Source organism: Klebsiella sp. MISC125 (assembly GCF_051131775.1).
Lineage (GTDB): Bacteria > Pseudomonadota > Gammaproteobacteria > Enterobacterales > Enterobacteriaceae > Klebsiella.
Window position 1 is genome coordinate 1,859,239 of the sequence record NZ_CP180448.1, and the last position, 16,321, is coordinate 1,875,559.

A 16,321-nucleotide genomic window follows, 5' to 3' on the forward strand; every position below is an offset into this window, starting at 1 on the left:
CTTACTAAAGTAAGTGACTGGGGTGAACGAGGGAAGCCAACGCCGAGGCAGCTTGAAGGATAAAGCGGAAAAGAAATTCGATTAACGCTTGGTCACTGACTGAGCCAACTGGAAGCATGCTGACTATGGCTACGATTCATGTAGACGGCAAAGAATACGAGGTCGATGGAGCGGACAACCTGCTAGAGGCTTGTCTCTCTCTGGGTCTTGATATTCCCTATTTTTGCTGGCATCCGGCGCTGGGAAGCGTTGGTGCTTGCCGCCAGTGTGCGGTGAAGCAATATCAAAACGCGGAAGACACGCGTGGCCGCCTGGTGATGTCCTGTATGACACCGGCATCCGACGGCACTTTTATTTCTATCGACGACGCAGAAGCGAAGCAGTTCCGCGAGAGCGTAGTTGAGTGGCTGATGACCAACCACCCGCACGACTGTCCGGTCTGCGAAGAGGGGGGTAACTGTCACTTACAGGATATGACCGTAATGACCGGTCATAGCTTCCGTCGCTATCGTTTCACCAAGCGTACCCACCGTAATCAGGATCTGGGGCCGTTCATCTCGCATGAAATGAACCGCTGCATCGCCTGCTACCGCTGCGTTCGCTACTACAAAGATTATGCTGACGGCACCGATCTGGGCGTTTATGGCGCTCACGACAACGTCTACTTCGGTCGTCCGGAAGATGGCGTGCTCGAGAGCGAATTCTCCGGCAACCTGGTAGAAGTCTGCCCGACCGGCGTGTTTACCGATAAAACGCACTCCGAGCGCTATAACCGTAAATGGGACATGCAGTTTGCGCCAAGCATCTGCCAGCAGTGTTCCATTGGCTGCAATATCAGCCCCGGTGAGCGCTACGGTGAACTGCGCCGTATCGAAAACCGTTACAACGGTACCGTTAACCGTTACTTCCTCTGCGACCGCGGTCGTTTCGGCTATGGCTATGTGAACCTGAAAGACCGTCCGCGTCAGCCGGTTCAGCGCCGTGGCGACGACTTCATCACCCTCAACGCCGAACAGGCGATGCAGGGCGCGGCGGATATTCTGCGCCAGTCGAAGAAAGTCATTGGTATCGGCTCCCCGCGCGCCAGCATCGAAAGCAACTTCGCGCTGCGCGATCTGGTCGGCGCCGATAACTTCTATACCGGCATTGCTAAAGGTGAACAAGAACGCCTGCAGATGATGCTGAAAGTGCTGCGCGATGGCGGTATTCATACCCCGGCGCTGCGCGAAATCGAATCCTACGATGCGGTGCTGATCCTCGGTGAGGACATCACCCAGACCGGCGCGCGTATTGCGCTGGCTGTGCGTCAGGCAGTGAAAGGCAAAGCACGTGAAATGGCGGCGGCGCAGAAAGTCGCCGACTGGCAGATTGCCGCGATCCTTAACATTGGCCAGCGCGCGAAGCATCCGCTGTTCGTCACTAATATTGATGACACTCGTCTTGATGATATCGCCGCCTGGACCTACCGCGCACCGGTAGAAGATCAAGCGCGCCTCGGCTTTGCTATTGCCCATGCGCTGGATGACAGCGCCCCGGCGGTGGAAGGGCTGAGCAGCGATCTGAAAGGTAAAGTCGATGTGATCGTTCAGGCATTGGCCGGAGCGAAAAAACCGTTGATTGTCTCCGGAACCAACGCCGGGAGCATTGAGGTTATTCAGGCGGCGGCAAACGTCGCGAAAGCCTTGAAAGGACGCGGTGCTGACGTCGGCGTGACCATGGTTGCGCGCGCGGTGAACAGCGTTGGCCTCGGGATGATCGGCGGCGGCTCGCTTGAAGAAGCGCTGAGCGAACTGGAAAGCGGTGCTGCCGACGCGGTTATTGTGCTGGAAAACGACCTGCACCGTCATGCTTCCGCCGCCCGCGTTGATGCAGCGCTGGCGAAAGCGCCGCTGGTAATGGTGGTTGACCATCAGCGTACGGCGATTATGGATAAAGCGCATCTGGTGCTCTCCGCGGCAAGCTTTGCGGAAAGCGATGGCACGGTGGTGAATAACGAAGGTCGCGCCCAGCGCTTCTTCCAGGTTTACGATCCGGCCTACTACGATGCGAAAACCGTGATGCTGGAAAGCTGGCGTTGGCTGCACTCGTTGCACAGCACCGTCAACAACCGTCAGGTCGACTGGACGCAGCTGGATCACGTTATTGACGCTGCGATTGCCGCACTGCCGCAGCTGGCCGGTATCAAAGACGCCGCACCGGATGCGACCTTCCGCATTCGCGGCCAGAAACTGGCCCGTGAACCGCATCGCTACAGCGGCCGTACGGCGATGCGCGCTAACATTAGCGTGCATGAACCGCGTCAGCCGCAGGATAAAGACACCATGTTCGCCTTCTCCATGGAAGGGAACAACCAGCCATCCGCGCCGCGTTCGCAGATTCCGTTCGCCTGGGCGCCGGGCTGGAACTCCCCGCAGGCGTGGAACAAGTTCCAGGATGAAGTGGGCGGGAAACTGCGCCATGGCGATCCAGGCGTGCGTCTGATTGAAGCCTCCGCCAGCGGTCTGGAGTACTTTACCGTGGTACCGGCAAGCTTCGAAGCTGAAGAAGGGAAATGGCGTATCGCGCCTTACTACCATCTGTTCGGCAGCGACGAAATGTCTCAGCGTTCTCCTGTGTTCCAGAGCCGTATGCCGCAGCCGTACATCAAGCTTAACCCGGCGGATGCCGCGAAGCTGGGCGTAAATAACGGCGCGATGGTCTCCTTCAGCGTTGAAGGTCAGACCCTTAGTCTGCCGCTGGTGATTTCGGCGGGGCTGACGGCAGGGCAGGTTGGTTTACCGATGGGCATGCCGGGCATCGCACCGGTACTGACCGGCGCGCGTATTGATACTTTGCAGGAGGCGAAAGCATGAGTTGGTTAACTCCCGATCTCATCGACATTCTGTTAGGCATCCTCAAGGCGGTGGTGATTCTGCTGGTGGTGGTGACCTGCGGTGCGTTCATGAGCTTTGGCGAACGCCGTCTGCTCGGCCTGTTCCAGAACCGCTATGGACCTAACCGCGTGGGCTGGGGCGGCTCGCTACAGCTCGTTGCCGACATGATCAAAATGTTCTTTAAAGAGGACTGGGTACCGAAATTCTCGGACCGCATGATCTTTACCCTGGCACCGGTTATCGCCTTCACCTCGCTGCTGCTGGCCTTCGCCATTGTGCCGGTCAGCCCAAGCTGGGTGGTTGCCGACCTTAATATCGGGATCCTGTTCTTTCTGATGATGGCAGGCCTCGCGGTGTACGCGGTGCTGTTCGCCGGTTGGTCGAGCAACAACAAATACTCGCTGCTGGGTGCGATGCGTGCTTCTGCGCAAACCCTGAGCTACGAAGTATTCCTCGGGCTTTCCCTGATGGGCGTGGTGGCGCAGGCCGGTTCATTCAATATGACCGACATCGTCAATAATCAGGAACATCTGTGGAACGTTATTCCGCAGTTCTTTGGCTTTGTGACCTTTGCGATTGCGGGCGTGGCGGTGTGTCACCGTCACCCGTTTGACCAACCGGAAGCGGAACAGGAACTGGCAGATGGTTACCACATTGAATATTCCGGCATGAAGTTCGGTCTGTTCTTCGTCGGCGAATATATCGGGATTGTTACCGTATCAGCGCTGATCGTGACGCTGTTCTTCGGTGGCTGGCAAGGTCCGTTCTTACCACCATTCATCTGGTTTGCGCTGAAAACCGCGTTCTTCATGATGATGTTCATTTTGATTCGTGCGTCCTTACCGCGTCCGCGTTATGACCAGGTAATGTCCTTCGGCTGGAAAGTGTGCCTGCCGCTGACGCTCGTCAACTTGTTGGTAACGGCGGCTGTCATTCTCTGGCAGCAGCCATAAGGGGCTTTAGACCATGACCTTAAAAGAATTATTGGTAGGGTTTGGCACCCAGGTCCGCAGTATCTGCATGATCGGGATGCACGCCTTTGCCAAACGTGAAACTCAGATGTACCCGGAAGAGCCGGTATATCTGCCGCCGCGCTACCGTGGGCGTATCGTGCTGACCCGCGATCCGGACGGCGAGGAGCGCTGCGTTGCCTGTAACCTGTGTGCGGTAGCGTGTCCGGTGGGCTGTATCTCTCTGCAAAAAGCGGAGACCAAAGACGGTCGCTGGTACCCAGAGTTTTTCCGCATCAACTTCTCACGTTGCATTTTCTGCGGCCTGTGCGAAGAAGCGTGCCCGACCACGGCGATTCAGTTGACCCCGGACTTTGAACTGGGCGAATACAAACGTCAGGATCTGGTGTACGAAAAAGAGGATCTGCTGATTTCCGGTCCGGGCAAATACCCGGAATATAACTTCTACCGGATGGCGGGTATGGCAATCGACGGCAAAGATAAGGGCGAAGCAGAGAACGAAGCCAAGCCTATCGACGTCAAGAGCCTGTTACCGTAAGGAGAGGGCAATGGAATTCGCTTTTTATATCTGTGGCCTGATAGCCATCCTCGCCACCCTGCGGGTGATCACCCACACCAATCCGGTGCATGCGCTGCTGTACCTGATTATTTCGCTGTTGGCGATTGCCGGGGTGTTCTTCTCGCTGGGCGCTTACTTCGCCGGTGCGCTGGAAATTATCGTTTACGCCGGGGCCATTATGGTGCTGTTCGTCTTCGTGGTGATGATGCTCAACCTGGGCGGCAGCGAAATCGAGCAGGAACGTCAATGGCTGAAGCCGGGGATCTGGATTGGCCCGGCCATCCTTTCCGCGGTGCTGCTGGTGGTTATCGTCTACGCCATGCTCGGTCTTAACGACCAGGGGATCGACGGTACGGCGATTAACGCCAAAGAAGTGGGTATTGCGCTGTTTGGTCCGTACGTACTGGCGGTGGAACTGGCTTCCATGCTGCTGCTGGCGGGCCTGGTTGTTGCCTTCCATATCGGTCGCGAAGAGCGTGCCGGTGAAGTGCTGAGCAACCGTCAGAACGACAGCGACAAAAGAAAAACGGAGGAACACGCATGATCCCCTTAACACATGGACTGATCCTCGCCGCCGTCCTGTTTGTCCTTGGCCTGACGGGGCTGATTATCCGTCGTAATCTGCTGTTTATGCTGATTAGCCTGGAGATCATGATCAACGCCTCCGCGCTGGCTTTCGTGGTTGCCGGGAGCTATTGGGGCCAGGCTGATGGCCAGATAATGTATATCCTCGCCATTACCCTCGCCGCCGCAGAAGCGAGTATCGGCCTGGCGCTGCTGCTGCAGCTCCATCGTCGTCGCCAGAACCTGAACATCGATTCAGTAAGTGAGTTGCGCGGATGAACATGCTTGCCTTAACCATTCTTTTGCCATTGATTGGCTTTGTTCTGCTGGCCTTCTCTCGTGGTCGCTGGTCTGAGAATCTGTCCGCCACCATCGGGATGGGCTCGGTTGGCCTGGCAGCGCTGGTGACGGCGTTTGTTGGCGTCGACTTCTTTGCTAATGGCAAACAGGCGGTCAGCGTTCCGCTGTGGACCTGGATGTCGGTGGGCGACTTCAATATCGGTTTCAACCTGGTACTGGACGGCCTGTCGCTGACCATGCTTTCGGTGGTCACCGGCGTTGGCTTCCTGATCCACATGTTCGCCTCCTGGTATATGCGCGGTGAAGAGGGCTACTCCCGTTTCTTCGCCTATACCAACCTGTTTATCGCCAGCATGGTGGTTCTGGTTCTTGCTGATAACCTGCTGCTGATGTACCTCGGCTGGGAAGGCGTGGGCCTGTGCTCCTATCTGCTGATCGGTTTCTACTATACCGATCCGAAGAACGGCGCTGCGGCAATGAAAGCGTTTGTGGTGACCCGCGTCGGCGATGTGTTCCTCGCGTTTGCGCTGTTCATTCTCTACAACGAACTGGGCACCCTGAACTTCCGCGAAATGGTTGAACTGGCGCCTGCGCATTTTGAAGCCGGCAACAATATGCTGACGTGGGCAACCCTGATGCTGCTGGGCGGCGCGGTGGGTAAATCCGCGCAGCTGCCGTTGCAGACCTGGCTTGCCGACGCGATGGCGGGCCCGACGCCTGTCTCCGCGCTGATCCACGCCGCGACCATGGTGACTGCAGGTGTCTACCTGATTGCCCGCACGCATGGCCTGTTCCTGATGACCCCGGAAGTGCTGCATCTGGTGGGGATCGTTGGTGCGGTGACGCTGGTGCTGGCGGGTTTCGCCGCGCTGGTGCAGACCGACATCAAACGCGTACTCGCTTATTCCACCATGAGCCAGATTGGCTACATGTTCCTCGCGCTCGGCGTGCAGGCGTGGGATGCGGCGATTTTCCACCTGATGACGCATGCCTTCTTTAAAGCGCTGCTGTTCCTGTCGTCCGGCTCGGTGATTCTGGCCTGCCATCACGAACAGAACATCTTCAAGATGGGCGGCCTGCGTAAGTCTATTCCGCTGGTGTATGTCTGCTTCCTGGTGGGGGGCGCGGCGCTGTCCGCACTGCCGCTGATTACCGCAGGCTTCTTCAGTAAGGATGAGATTCTGGCTGGCGCGATGGCTAACGGTCATCTCAATCTGATGGTTGCCGGTCTGGTCGGGGCGTTTATGACCTCCCTGTATACCTTCCGTATGATTTTCATCGTGTTCCACGGCAAAGAGCAAATTCACGCGCACGCAGGGAAGGGGATTACCCATCATCTGCCGCTGATTGTGCTGATGGTGCTGTCCACCTTCGTTGGCGCGCTGATTGTGCCACCGCTGCATGGTGTACTGCCGTCAACCACTGAGCTTGAGCATGGTCGCGTCATGACCCTGGAGATTACCTCTGGCGTTGTGGCGATAGCCGGCATTCTGATTGCTGCATGGCTGTGGCTGGGTAAACGCACGCTTGTGACCTCGATTGCCAACAGCGCGCCGGGCCGTCTGCTCGGTACCTGGTGGTATAACGCCTGGGGCTTTGACTGGCTGTACGACAAAGTGTTCGTGAAGCCGTTCCTCGGCGTGGCGTGGCTGCTGAAAAGCGATCCGCTGAATGCGCTGATGAACATCCCGGCGATCCTTTCCCGCTTCGCAGGCAAAGGCCTGGTGGTGAGCGAGAACGGGTATCTGCGCTGGTATGTGGCTTCGATGGGCATTGGTGCGGTGGTGGTGCTGGCGCTGCTGATGGTATTGCGTTGATTTGAGCGCGCGGTTTTGCCCGGTGGCGCTTCGCTTACCGGGCCTACGAGACCGTAGGTCGGGTAAGCGAAGCGCCACCCGACACAACAAACCGCACTCAAACGTGAATGTAGTCGAATTCGTTGAAAATCGGTCCTGAACGGGACTTTAACAAGGAATAAAAATCGCCATGTTATTACCCTGGCTAATATTAATTCCCTTCATCGGCGGCTTCCTGTGCTGGCAGACTGAACGCTTTGGCGTGAAGATGCCGCGCTGGATCGCGCTGATCACCATGGGATTGACGTTTCTGCTTGGCCTGCAGTTGTGGATGCAGGGCGGCTATTCTCTCACGCAATCTACCGGTATTCCGCAGTGGCAGTCAGAATTCGTGATGCCGTGGATCCCGCGCTTCGGCATTAGCATTCATCTGGCGATCGACGGTTTATCGCTGCTGATGGTGGTGCTGACCGGGCTGCTCGGGGTGCTGGCGGTGCTCTGTTCATGGCGCGAAATCGAGAAGTATCAGGGCTTTTTCCATCTTAACCTGATGTGGATCCTGGGCGGCGTTATCGGCGTGTTCCTCGCCATCGACCTGTTCCTGTTCTTCTTCTTCTGGGAAATGATGCTGGTGCCGATGTATTTCCTGATAGCACTCTGGGGCCATAAGGCTTCCGACGGGAAAACGCGTATCACGGCGGCAACCAAGTTCTTCATTTATACCCAGGCGAGCGGTCTGGTGATGCTGATTGCCATTCTGGCGCTGGCGTTTGTTCACTTCAACGCCACCGGCGTATGGACCTTCAATTACGAAGAGCTGCTGAAGACACCGATGTCGCACGGTGTGGAATACATGCTGATGCTGGGCTTCTTTATCGCTTTTGCGGTGAAAATGCCGGTGGTTCCACTGCACGGTTGGTTACCGGACGCGCACTCTCAGGCACCGACCGCGGGTTCCGTTGACCTCGCCGGGATCTTGTTGAAAACCGCGGCCTACGGTCTGCTGCGTTTTGCGCTGCCGCTGTTCCCGAACGCTTCTGCTGAATTTGCACCTATTGCCATGTGGCTGGGCGTTATCGGCATTTTCTACGGCGCGTGGATGGCTTTCAGCCAGTACGACATCAAACGTCTGATTGCTTACACTTCTGTTTCCCATATGGGCTTTGTGCTGATTGCTATCTACACCGGCAGCCAGCTGGCTTATCAGGGCGCGGTGATTCAGATGATTGCGCACGGTCTGTCCGCAGCCGGTCTGTTTATCCTTTGCGGCCAGCTGTACGAGCGTCTGCATACCCGTGATATGCGTCAGATGGGGGGCTTGTGGAGCAAAATTAAGTGGCTGCCGGCGCTGTCGATGTTCTTTGCCGTAGCAACGCTCGGCATGCCGGGCACCGGTAACTTTGTTGGCGAATTTATGATTCTGTTCGGTAGCTACCATACCGTGCCGGTGATTACGATTATCTCCACTTTCGGTCTGGTGTTCGCTTCCGTTTATTCGCTGTCGATGCTGCATCGCGCGTACTTTGGTAAAGCCAAAAGCGAAATTGCTGCAAAAGAATTGCCGGGAATGTCCCTGCGTGAATTGTCTATCGTTCTGCTGTTGGTTGTTCTGCTGGTGCTGCTGGGCTTCTTCCCACAGCCGATTCTGGACACCTCGCACTCTGCGATGAGTAATATTCAGCAGTGGTTTGTTAATTCTGTTTCTACTACAAGGCCGTAATTCGCCATGACAATAACTCCACAACAACTGATCGCACTGCTACCGCTGCTGATCGTCGGCTTGACGGTGGTGGTTGTGATGCTCTCCATTGCGTGGCGACGCAATCATTTCCTCAATGCCACGCTATCGGTTCTCGGCCTCAACGTCGCGCTAGTCTCACTTTGGTTCGTGGGGCAAAACGGGGCGATGGACGTGACGCCGCTGATTCGCGTTGACGGCTATTCCATGCTCTATACCGGGCTGGTGCTGCTGGCGAGTCTGGCGACCTGTACCTTTGCTTATCCGTGGCTTGAGGGTTACAAGGACAATAAAGAAGAGTTCTACCTGCTGGTGCTGATCGCCGCGTTGGGGGGTATTCTGCTGGCGGGCGCTAACCATCTGGCGGCGTTGTTCCTCGGTATTGAGCTTATCTCTCTGCCGCTGTTCGGTCTGGTTGGCTACGCCTTCCGTCAGAAACGCTCGCTGGAAGCCAGTATCAAATACACCATTCTGTCTGCCGTCGCTTCTTCTTTCCTGCTGTTCGGTATCGCGCTGGTGTATGCGAACTCCGGTAACCTGTCCTTCCTCGCCCTTGGTAAGAACCTGGCTGACAGCACGCTGCATGAACCGTTGCTGCTGGCGGGCGTGGGCTTGATGATTGTGGGTCTGGGCTTCAAGCTGTCGCTGGTGCCGTTTCACCTGTGGACGCCGGACGTCTACCAGGGCGCGCCTGCGCCGGTATCAACCTTCCTGGCGACCGCCAGCAAGATTGCTATCTTTGGCGTGGTGATGCGTCTGTTTCTGTATGTGCCAGTCGGCAACAGCGAGGCGGTACGCGTGGTGCTGGGCCTTATCGCCTTCGCGTCGATTATCTTCGGTAACCTGATGGCGCTGAGCCAGACCAATATCAAACGTCTGCTCGGCTACTCTTCTATCTCCCATCTTGGCTATCTGCTGGTGGCGCTGATTGCCCTGCAGAGCGGCGAGATGTCGATGGAAGCGGTAGGCGTCTATCTGGCCGGTTATCTCTTCAGCAGCCTCGGCGCGTTTGGCGTGGTGAGCCTGATGTCCAGCCCGTATCGTGGGCCGGATGCGGATTCGCTCTATTCCTATCGCGGCTTGTTCTGGCATCGTCCGATTCTGTCGGCGGTGATGACGGTGATGATGCTGTCCCTCGCTGGTATCCCGATGACGCTGGGCTTTATCGGTAAGTTCTACGTGCTGGCGGTCGGTGTGCATGCGCACCTGTGGTGGCTGGTAGGGGCGGTGGTTGTCGGTTCGGCAATCGGTCTCTACTACTACCTGCGCGTTGCGGTAAGCCTGTATTTAAGCGCGCCGGAAAAACTCAATCGCGATGCGCCGTCTAACTGGCAGTACAGCGCCGGGGGCATCGTAGTGCTGATCTCCGCGCTGCTGGTGCTGGTGCTTGGCGTATGGCCGCAGCCGCTGATTAGCATCGTGCAGCTGGCAATGCCGTTGATGTAATCTGGCCGTTATCTGAGAAAAAGGATCGCTTCGGCGGTCCTTTTTTTATCGGTGAAAAATGTATGGGTATTTTCTTTAATATTCGTATTTGTCATGCGGTTTGTCATATTAACCTCACTTTACGTTTCCCCTCATACTCTTATTTTCCGTACTATTATTACTACGCACGCTACTGTGTTTTGTAGATGGAGAAAGTGAATGAAAACAAGGCGTAAGCATTTAACCATCGGGGAAGTCGAGCGTCTGGTTGATGCGGCAAGGCGAGGGGCAAACCCGGAGCGCGATGTCTGTTTATTGTGGATGTGTTTTAATCATGGGTGCCGGGTGAGTGAAATTCGTCACTGGAAGCTATCTGATATCGATATTCAAAGTGGGGTTATTTATATTCGGCGGCTGAAAAATGGCTTTTCGACCACGCATCCTATTTATAAGCAAGAGGTGAAGGTTCTCAACGAATGGTTGCGTGTGCGTAAGAATTACCCTGGAAATAATTCGGGTTGGCTTTTCTTATCACGTAATGGTCAGCCTTTATCGCGGCAGAGAATATATCAGATGATGAAGAATCTCAGTCTTGAAGCTCAACTTGAAATCAACGCCCATCCGCATATGTTGCGCCATGCGTGCGGCTTTGCGCTGGCGAATAACGGTGTGGATACGCGGTTAATCCAGGATTTTCTCGGGCATCGGAATATTCAGCATACGGTTATTTATACAGCAAGTAATGATGCGAGGTTTAGGGAGGTTTGGTAAATGAAATAGTCATTTTGTATCAAACTGACTCCTATGCTATCCATGGTTATTAACAATGTCAATTTGTGTCTAACAATTTTTTTTATTATATTTTTCATGTCATTACATTATCTATATGATGTGTCTATTTGTTAATTGAGATAAATTTGTGATGTGTATGAATTGTGTCTCACTCCAGTTGTTAGTTTTTTATCATGTTTATTATGGTTTATCCTGGTAAATATAAAATCAAAAATGCCTTCCCTGGCAATTTATATTCCAATTAATTGAAGTGGTCAAATTGATACAAAATGACCACTTCAAAATATTATATCCATTTCACGGGTCAATGTTTTGTGGCGTTATTAATATCAAGCGTAAATAAAAGGATGCGCACGGTATTGCGCTTTTAAGTTAATGCATTGACTGCATTGAAAAGGATTAATCATGAAAAAAACATTACTTGTTGCTGTTGTTGCTGCTTGCGCGACGTTCTCTGGTGCTGCGCTGGCAGATGACGGTCAGGTGAAGTTTCTTGGCAGCATCATTGACGCTGGCTGCGACGTGGTCAACGACCTGTCTAATCCACTGGAAGTCCAGATGGGACAGATCGCTAAAACGGCGTTTACCGGTACCGGTTCTACTGCGGCTGAGCAAGGTTTCGATATCCAACTGAAAAACTGCCCGACTACTGTTACCAAAGCATCGGTACTGTTCTCCGGCACTAACGTTGGCGGCGACAATAACAAACTGCAACTGACTGCAGAATCTAACGTCGCTACAGGCGTGGCTCTGCAGCTGGTTGATGGTAGCACTAACAGTACTCTGCCGCTGTTCACCCGTTCTACCAGCCTGACCATCCCATCTACCGGCAATATCGATCTGCCGTTCCGCGTGCGTTATATCCAGACCGACACGACTGTTGTTGCTGGTAAAGCTAACGGTAGCGCCAACTTCACTATCAGCTACAACTGATTCTCCGTCTATTAGACCGTGCTAGCGAGCCGAAATCGGCTCGCTTTTCCAGGGAGCTGGAGATGAAACGATACCTGAAAGTGCTGATGGCTGGATGGCTGTTGGTGGGCGCTGCGGCACATGCGGGCGTCGTCACCGGCGGTACTCGCCTGATTTATCCCGGCGGCAAAAAAGAGGCCTCGCTGAGCGTAACCAATAATGATGCTACGCCCTATCTTATCCAAAGCTGGGTGGAGACCGATAAAGGGGCCGCCCCCTTTCTGTTAACGCCGCCTTTATTTCGCCTGGATGGTGAACAGCAAACCCGACTGCGGGTGATTTATAGCGGTGGATTGCCGGAAAACAAAGAAAGTATGTTCTGGATGAATATCAAAGCGATTCCATCCTCACAGGCTAAAGCTGGCACCAACACATTACAGATCGCCATTAAAACCCGTATCAAATTAATTTACCGGCCGAAATCCGTTGCGGGAACGCCGGAAACAGTGACGGAGCAGCTTCGCTGGACGCGCAGCGGCAATACGCTACAGGTCACTAATCCCACCGCGTTTTATATGAATTTCGCCGAGGTGAAAATCGGTGGCGCAGAAGTCAAAGAAGCCAACTGGGTCGCGCCTGGCGCGACGGCGCGTTTTGATCTGCCACGCGGCAGCACAGGCTCTTTGCAGTGGAAACTGATTAATGATTACGGCGGTATTGGCGCGCAGCATAGCGCTAATTTGTAAAGGCTATCAGGCCAGGGAGTTCCAGAGAGAATGAAAAATAATCATAACAAATGGCGGCTTAACCGGATAGCCGGAGCTCTGGCCGTTGCCTTGATACCGTGGTGTGATGATGCGCTGGCGCGGGATGTGTTTAACCCGGCATTATTGGAAATGGATGGCCCACAGACGGGCGTCAGGGATTTATCAGCTTACGAACACGCTGGAGGGCAGCAGCCGGGGACCTATCGGGTCGATATTTACCTCAACAATATCTTTATGGAGACCCGGGATGTCACTTTTCAACAAAGCCGGGTCCCGGGGGAAACTTCACTGCAGCCCTGCCTGAAAGTTGAAGAGCTTGCCGAATGGGGCGTGCGCGTTAAGCAATTCCCTGAATTAGGCCGTAAATCGGCGGACTGCGCGGATCTGGAAGTTATACCCCAGGCAAAGGCAGACTTTCGCTTTAGTCAGCAGCGTTTGTTATTAAGTTTTCCTCAGGCGGCGGTTTCCAGCGCGGCGCGGGGCTGGGTTGACCCGAAGCAGTGGGATGACGGTATTAGCGCACTTCTGCTGAACTACTCATTCAGCGGGGCAAACAACTGGTCGCGCAAGAACGACATGCCGGACAGCGATAATCAATACGTTAACCTGCGTCCCGGTATCAACATCGGACCGTGGCGTTTGCGCAACTACACGACCTGGAACCGCAACAGCAGCGGAGGGGACTCCAATAACAGCTGGGATACGGTTTATACCTATGCGCAGCGCAATATCAATGCCCTGCAAGGGGTGATGACGCTGGGTGATAGCAGCACCGACGCCGACGTTTTTGAAGGCATTCCCTTCCGCGGGGCGATGCTGGCTTCTGATGACGATATGCTGCCGGAAAGCCTGCGCGGCTATGCGCCGGTAGTGCGCGGGATTGCGCGTACCAATGCTCAGGTCATTATTCGTCAGAACGGCTATGAGATTTACCAGACCTACGTCTCCCCCGGCGCGTTCGAAATCACCGATATGTATCCGACCGGTGGCTCGGGCGATTTATCGGTCACCATTAAAGAATCCGATGGCAGCGAGCAAAATCTGATTGTTCCTTATGCTTCACTGCCTGTCCTGCAGCGCGAAGGCCGCCTCAAATATAGTGTGACTTCCGGCGTATACCGGGCCTACGACAATAGTATTGATGAAACGCCGCTCACTCAGGCGACGGCTATTTACGGCCTGCCGTCGGGGGTAACCCTTTACGGCGGCGGCCAATTTAGCAGCAAATATCAGTCGCTGGCGTTGGGGGTGGGGAAAAACCTCGGCGAGCTTGGCGCTGTATCGACCGACGTTACCCAGGCCTGGTCGAACCGCCAGGATCAAGACAAAGAGAGCGGTCAGTCGGTACGTATCCGTTACAGCAAAGATCTCCCGGGCTTAGGCACCAACGTCTCCCTGGCAGGATATCGCTATGCGACCAGCGGTTACTGGGATATGCAGGAGGTGCTGGATACCTATCGGGACGATAATTATACCCCTTCAATCGAACGGCGGCGCAACCGGGGAGAAGTGACGCTCAGCCAGAGCCTTGGCGACGAAATGGGCTCGATGTCGCTAAGCTATATCCGCGAAGATTACTGGAATACCGGGCGTACCATGGAGTCGGTGGGCGTGGGATACAACAATAGCTGGTACGGTGTCAGCTATAGCATTAACTACAGTTACAACCGTAATACCACCGATCAGGATACCGGAAAACGCAACGATGAAGACCACCTGTTCGCGCTGAGCATCAGCGTGCCTCTGGGGGAGTGGCTACCGAAACCGGTTTATGCCAACTACTCCCTGAACAGCAGCAAAAATGGTTCAACCAGCAATAATCTGGGCCTTTCCGGCACCTTGCTGGAGCGAAATAACCTGAGCTGGAGCGTACAGGAAGGATACACCAGCCAGGGAAGAGGAGAGAGCGGCAGCGTTAATGCGGACTGGCGCGCGACCTATGGTGAGCTTACCGGCGGCTACAGCCATGATAAATACAGCCATCGTCTGAACTACGCCCTGCGTGGCGGAGTCCTGGCGCATGAAAATGGCCTGACGCTGGGGCAGCCTTTTGGTGAAACCCTCGCTTTAGTTAAAGCGCCAGGCGCCTCGGGTGTTGGCGTGAATAACCAGACCGGCGTCAGGACCGACTGGCGGGGCTATGCCGTGGTGCCTTATACCTCGCCGTATCGTAAGAATATATTGACCCTTGATACCAGCACCATGCCGGACGATGTCGATCTTGAGCTAACCACGCAGACGGTGGTGCCAACCCGTGGGGCGGTGGTTCGCGCAAGTTATGACACCAGCGTCGGTAGCCGGGTGCTGATGACGGTGCGGCGGGCTAATGGTCAGCCGGTACCTTTCGGCGCCATGGTCAGCGTACCCGGAGCCGCGGTGTCAGAGCAGGCATTTATCGTTGGCGAAGGCGGACAGGTCTACCTGACCGGGCTGGAGTCTAACGGGGCACTTAATGTGAAATGGGGATCGGGTGCACAAGAACGCTGTCGGATTCAGTATGCGCTGCCGTCAGGTAAAACCCTCACCGGCATTATTGTAGCCCAGGGGCTATGCCGTTAATCGAAAGGATGCAGAGACAATGAAACGATTTTCATGGGGTATATTAGCGGGTCTGATGGCGCTGGCGATATCACCGCAGGCGATGGCGGCAACCGGGTGGTGCCAGAATAATAGCGGCGCTCCTTTTCAGGACAGCTTTTCATTTATTGAAACCTTTACTAACCCATCGCAAAACCAGGCCGGGATGGAGTTCAACCGCCTTTATAATTGGAGTACCGGAGGAACCTACCAGGCAAAATGTGATTGTGATAGTACTAGCGGGGCTACGCTTTACAAAGCGACAATTCCGGGATTGGTCGCGACGCAAACCCGCAGTGGATTAAATTTTTACAGTCTGAATAAATACCTGGAAATTGCCAGTGAGTTATATATTGCGGGCTTTCTGAATCAGTATGTTCCGACTCCCCTTCAGGACAAAAGTAACCTGTATAATACAGCAGCACCTTGCAATTCAGGTGGGGCTGCTTTTGATACTGGTTCGAAAGGATATATTTCACTCTACTTTACCCGGCCATTTGTCGGTCAGGTGACCATTCCGCCAACGATAATTCTCAGTGTCTACGGAACGAGAAAAGCGGGTAGCTACAGTTCTATCCCGATGACGCAGATCTCAATGAGCGGCTCGGTCACGGTACCGCAATCTTGCGAAATAAATACCGGCCAGCCGATTAATATTGACTTTGGTGATATTGCTGCTAACAATTTTAAAACAGCAAGCCAGATGCCAACCGGATTTACGCCGCATATAGTGAATATGACGGTGGCCTGTACCAATATTTCTGCTGGGGTAAAAATTGCTCTCTCATTTCAGGGGACAAAAGATACTAATGATGGAACGGCGTTGGCGACCACCAACAGCGACATTGCTGTACGGATCGAGAATATTACCGGAACCAAAATTCCGGTGATTTCAGGACTGCTGCCGGTCAATCTGAATTACTCAACCCAGACCGGGGATACCACTATGAAAATCTATCCGATTAATACCACTGGTAATTTACCCGATGGCGGTGGGTTTACCGCTACGGCCACCATTCAGGCAGAAATTGAATAGCAGGAGTTAAT

The 16,321-nt window shown here is 54.5% G+C and carries 13 protein-coding genes; all 13 read left to right on the plus strand.

Annotation, left to right across the window (positions count from 1 at the left end; all coding sequences use genetic code 11):
• The first annotated feature begins 125 nt into the window (after nucleotides 1–125).
• The 13 genes from nuoG to ACMYSL_RS08960 all read left to right on the plus strand — a co-directional run bounded on the left by nuoG (nucleotide 126) and on the right by ACMYSL_RS08960 (nucleotide 16,310).
• Nucleotides 126–2,852, plus strand: coding sequence for an NADH-quinone oxidoreductase subunit NuoG (nuoG, locus tag ACMYSL_RS08900; protein ID WP_434662242.1), 2,727 nt, complete (start codon nucleotides 126–128; stop codon nucleotides 2,850–2,852).
• Nucleotides 2,849–3,826: an NADH-quinone oxidoreductase subunit NuoH gene (gene nuoH, locus ACMYSL_RS08905; protein WP_110272281.1), complete on the plus strand. Its 978-nt coding sequence runs from the start codon at nucleotides 2,849–2,851 to the stop codon at nucleotides 3,824–3,826. Before nuoG ends, nuoH begins: the two co-directional genes overlap by 4 nt.
• Before the next feature lie 13 nt (nucleotides 3,827–3,839).
• Nucleotides 3,840–4,382, plus strand: a complete 543-nt coding sequence (nuoI, locus tag ACMYSL_RS08910) for an NADH-quinone oxidoreductase subunit NuoI (protein WP_015365590.1) — start codon at nucleotides 3,840–3,842, stop codon at nucleotides 4,380–4,382.
• Nucleotides 4,383–4,392: 10 nt separating this feature from the next.
• Entirely contained in the window at nucleotides 4,393–4,947 is a 555-nt protein-coding gene (gene nuoJ / locus ACMYSL_RS08915) for an NADH-quinone oxidoreductase subunit J (protein WP_110272283.1), read from the plus strand.
• Nucleotides 4,944–5,246 (plus strand): NADH-quinone oxidoreductase subunit NuoK, encoded by a 303-nt coding sequence (nuoK, locus tag ACMYSL_RS08920; RefSeq protein WP_110272284.1) that lies wholly within the window; start codon nucleotides 4,944–4,946, stop codon nucleotides 5,244–5,246. Before nuoJ ends, nuoK begins: the two co-directional genes overlap by 4 nt.
• Nucleotides 5,243–7,084 carry an NADH-quinone oxidoreductase subunit L gene (gene nuoL, locus ACMYSL_RS08925; protein ID WP_434662243.1) on the plus strand — a complete coding sequence of 614 codons (1,842 nt, stop codon included), beginning with the start codon at nucleotides 5,243–5,245 and terminating at the stop codon, nucleotides 7,082–7,084. The genes nuoK and nuoL overlap by 4 nt, the downstream gene beginning before the upstream one ends.
• A 169-nt stretch (nucleotides 7,085–7,253) precedes the next feature.
• Nucleotides 7,254–8,783: an NADH-quinone oxidoreductase subunit M gene (nuoM, locus tag ACMYSL_RS08930; protein WP_434662245.1), complete on the plus strand. Its 1,530-nt coding sequence runs from the start codon at nucleotides 7,254–7,256 to the stop codon at nucleotides 8,781–8,783.
• Between the two features lie 6 nt (nucleotides 8,784–8,789).
• Nucleotides 8,790–10,247 (plus strand): NADH-quinone oxidoreductase subunit NuoN, encoded by a 1,458-nt coding sequence (gene nuoN / locus ACMYSL_RS08935; protein WP_112212994.1) that lies wholly within the window; start codon nucleotides 8,790–8,792, stop codon nucleotides 10,245–10,247.
• Between the two features lie 198 nt (nucleotides 10,248–10,445).
• Nucleotides 10,446–10,997 (plus strand): tyrosine-type DNA invertase, encoded by a 552-nt coding sequence (locus ACMYSL_RS08940; protein ID WP_434662247.1) that lies wholly within the window; start codon nucleotides 10,446–10,448, stop codon nucleotides 10,995–10,997.
• A gap of 426 nt (nucleotides 10,998–11,423) precedes the next feature.
• A complete protein-coding gene (locus ACMYSL_RS08945) occupies nucleotides 11,424–11,951 on the plus strand; it encodes a fimbrial protein (protein ID WP_434662249.1) in 528 nt (175 codons plus the stop codon).
• 62 nt (nucleotides 11,952–12,013) lie between these two features.
• Entirely contained in the window at nucleotides 12,014–12,676 is a 663-nt protein-coding gene (locus tag ACMYSL_RS08950) for a fimbrial biogenesis chaperone (RefSeq protein WP_434662250.1), read from the plus strand.
• A 30-nt stretch (nucleotides 12,677–12,706) separates the two neighbouring features.
• Nucleotides 12,707–15,256: a fimbria/pilus outer membrane usher protein gene (locus ACMYSL_RS08955; RefSeq protein ID WP_434662251.1), complete on the plus strand. Its 2,550-nt coding sequence runs from the start codon at nucleotides 12,707–12,709 to the stop codon at nucleotides 15,254–15,256.
• Nucleotides 15,257–15,275: 19 nt separating this feature from the next.
• Complete coding sequence (locus tag ACMYSL_RS08960; protein ID WP_434662253.1) at nucleotides 15,276–16,310, plus strand: fimbrial protein; 1,035 nt, start codon at nucleotides 15,276–15,278, stop codon at nucleotides 16,308–16,310.
• Nucleotides 16,311–16,321 lie beyond the last annotated feature (11 nt).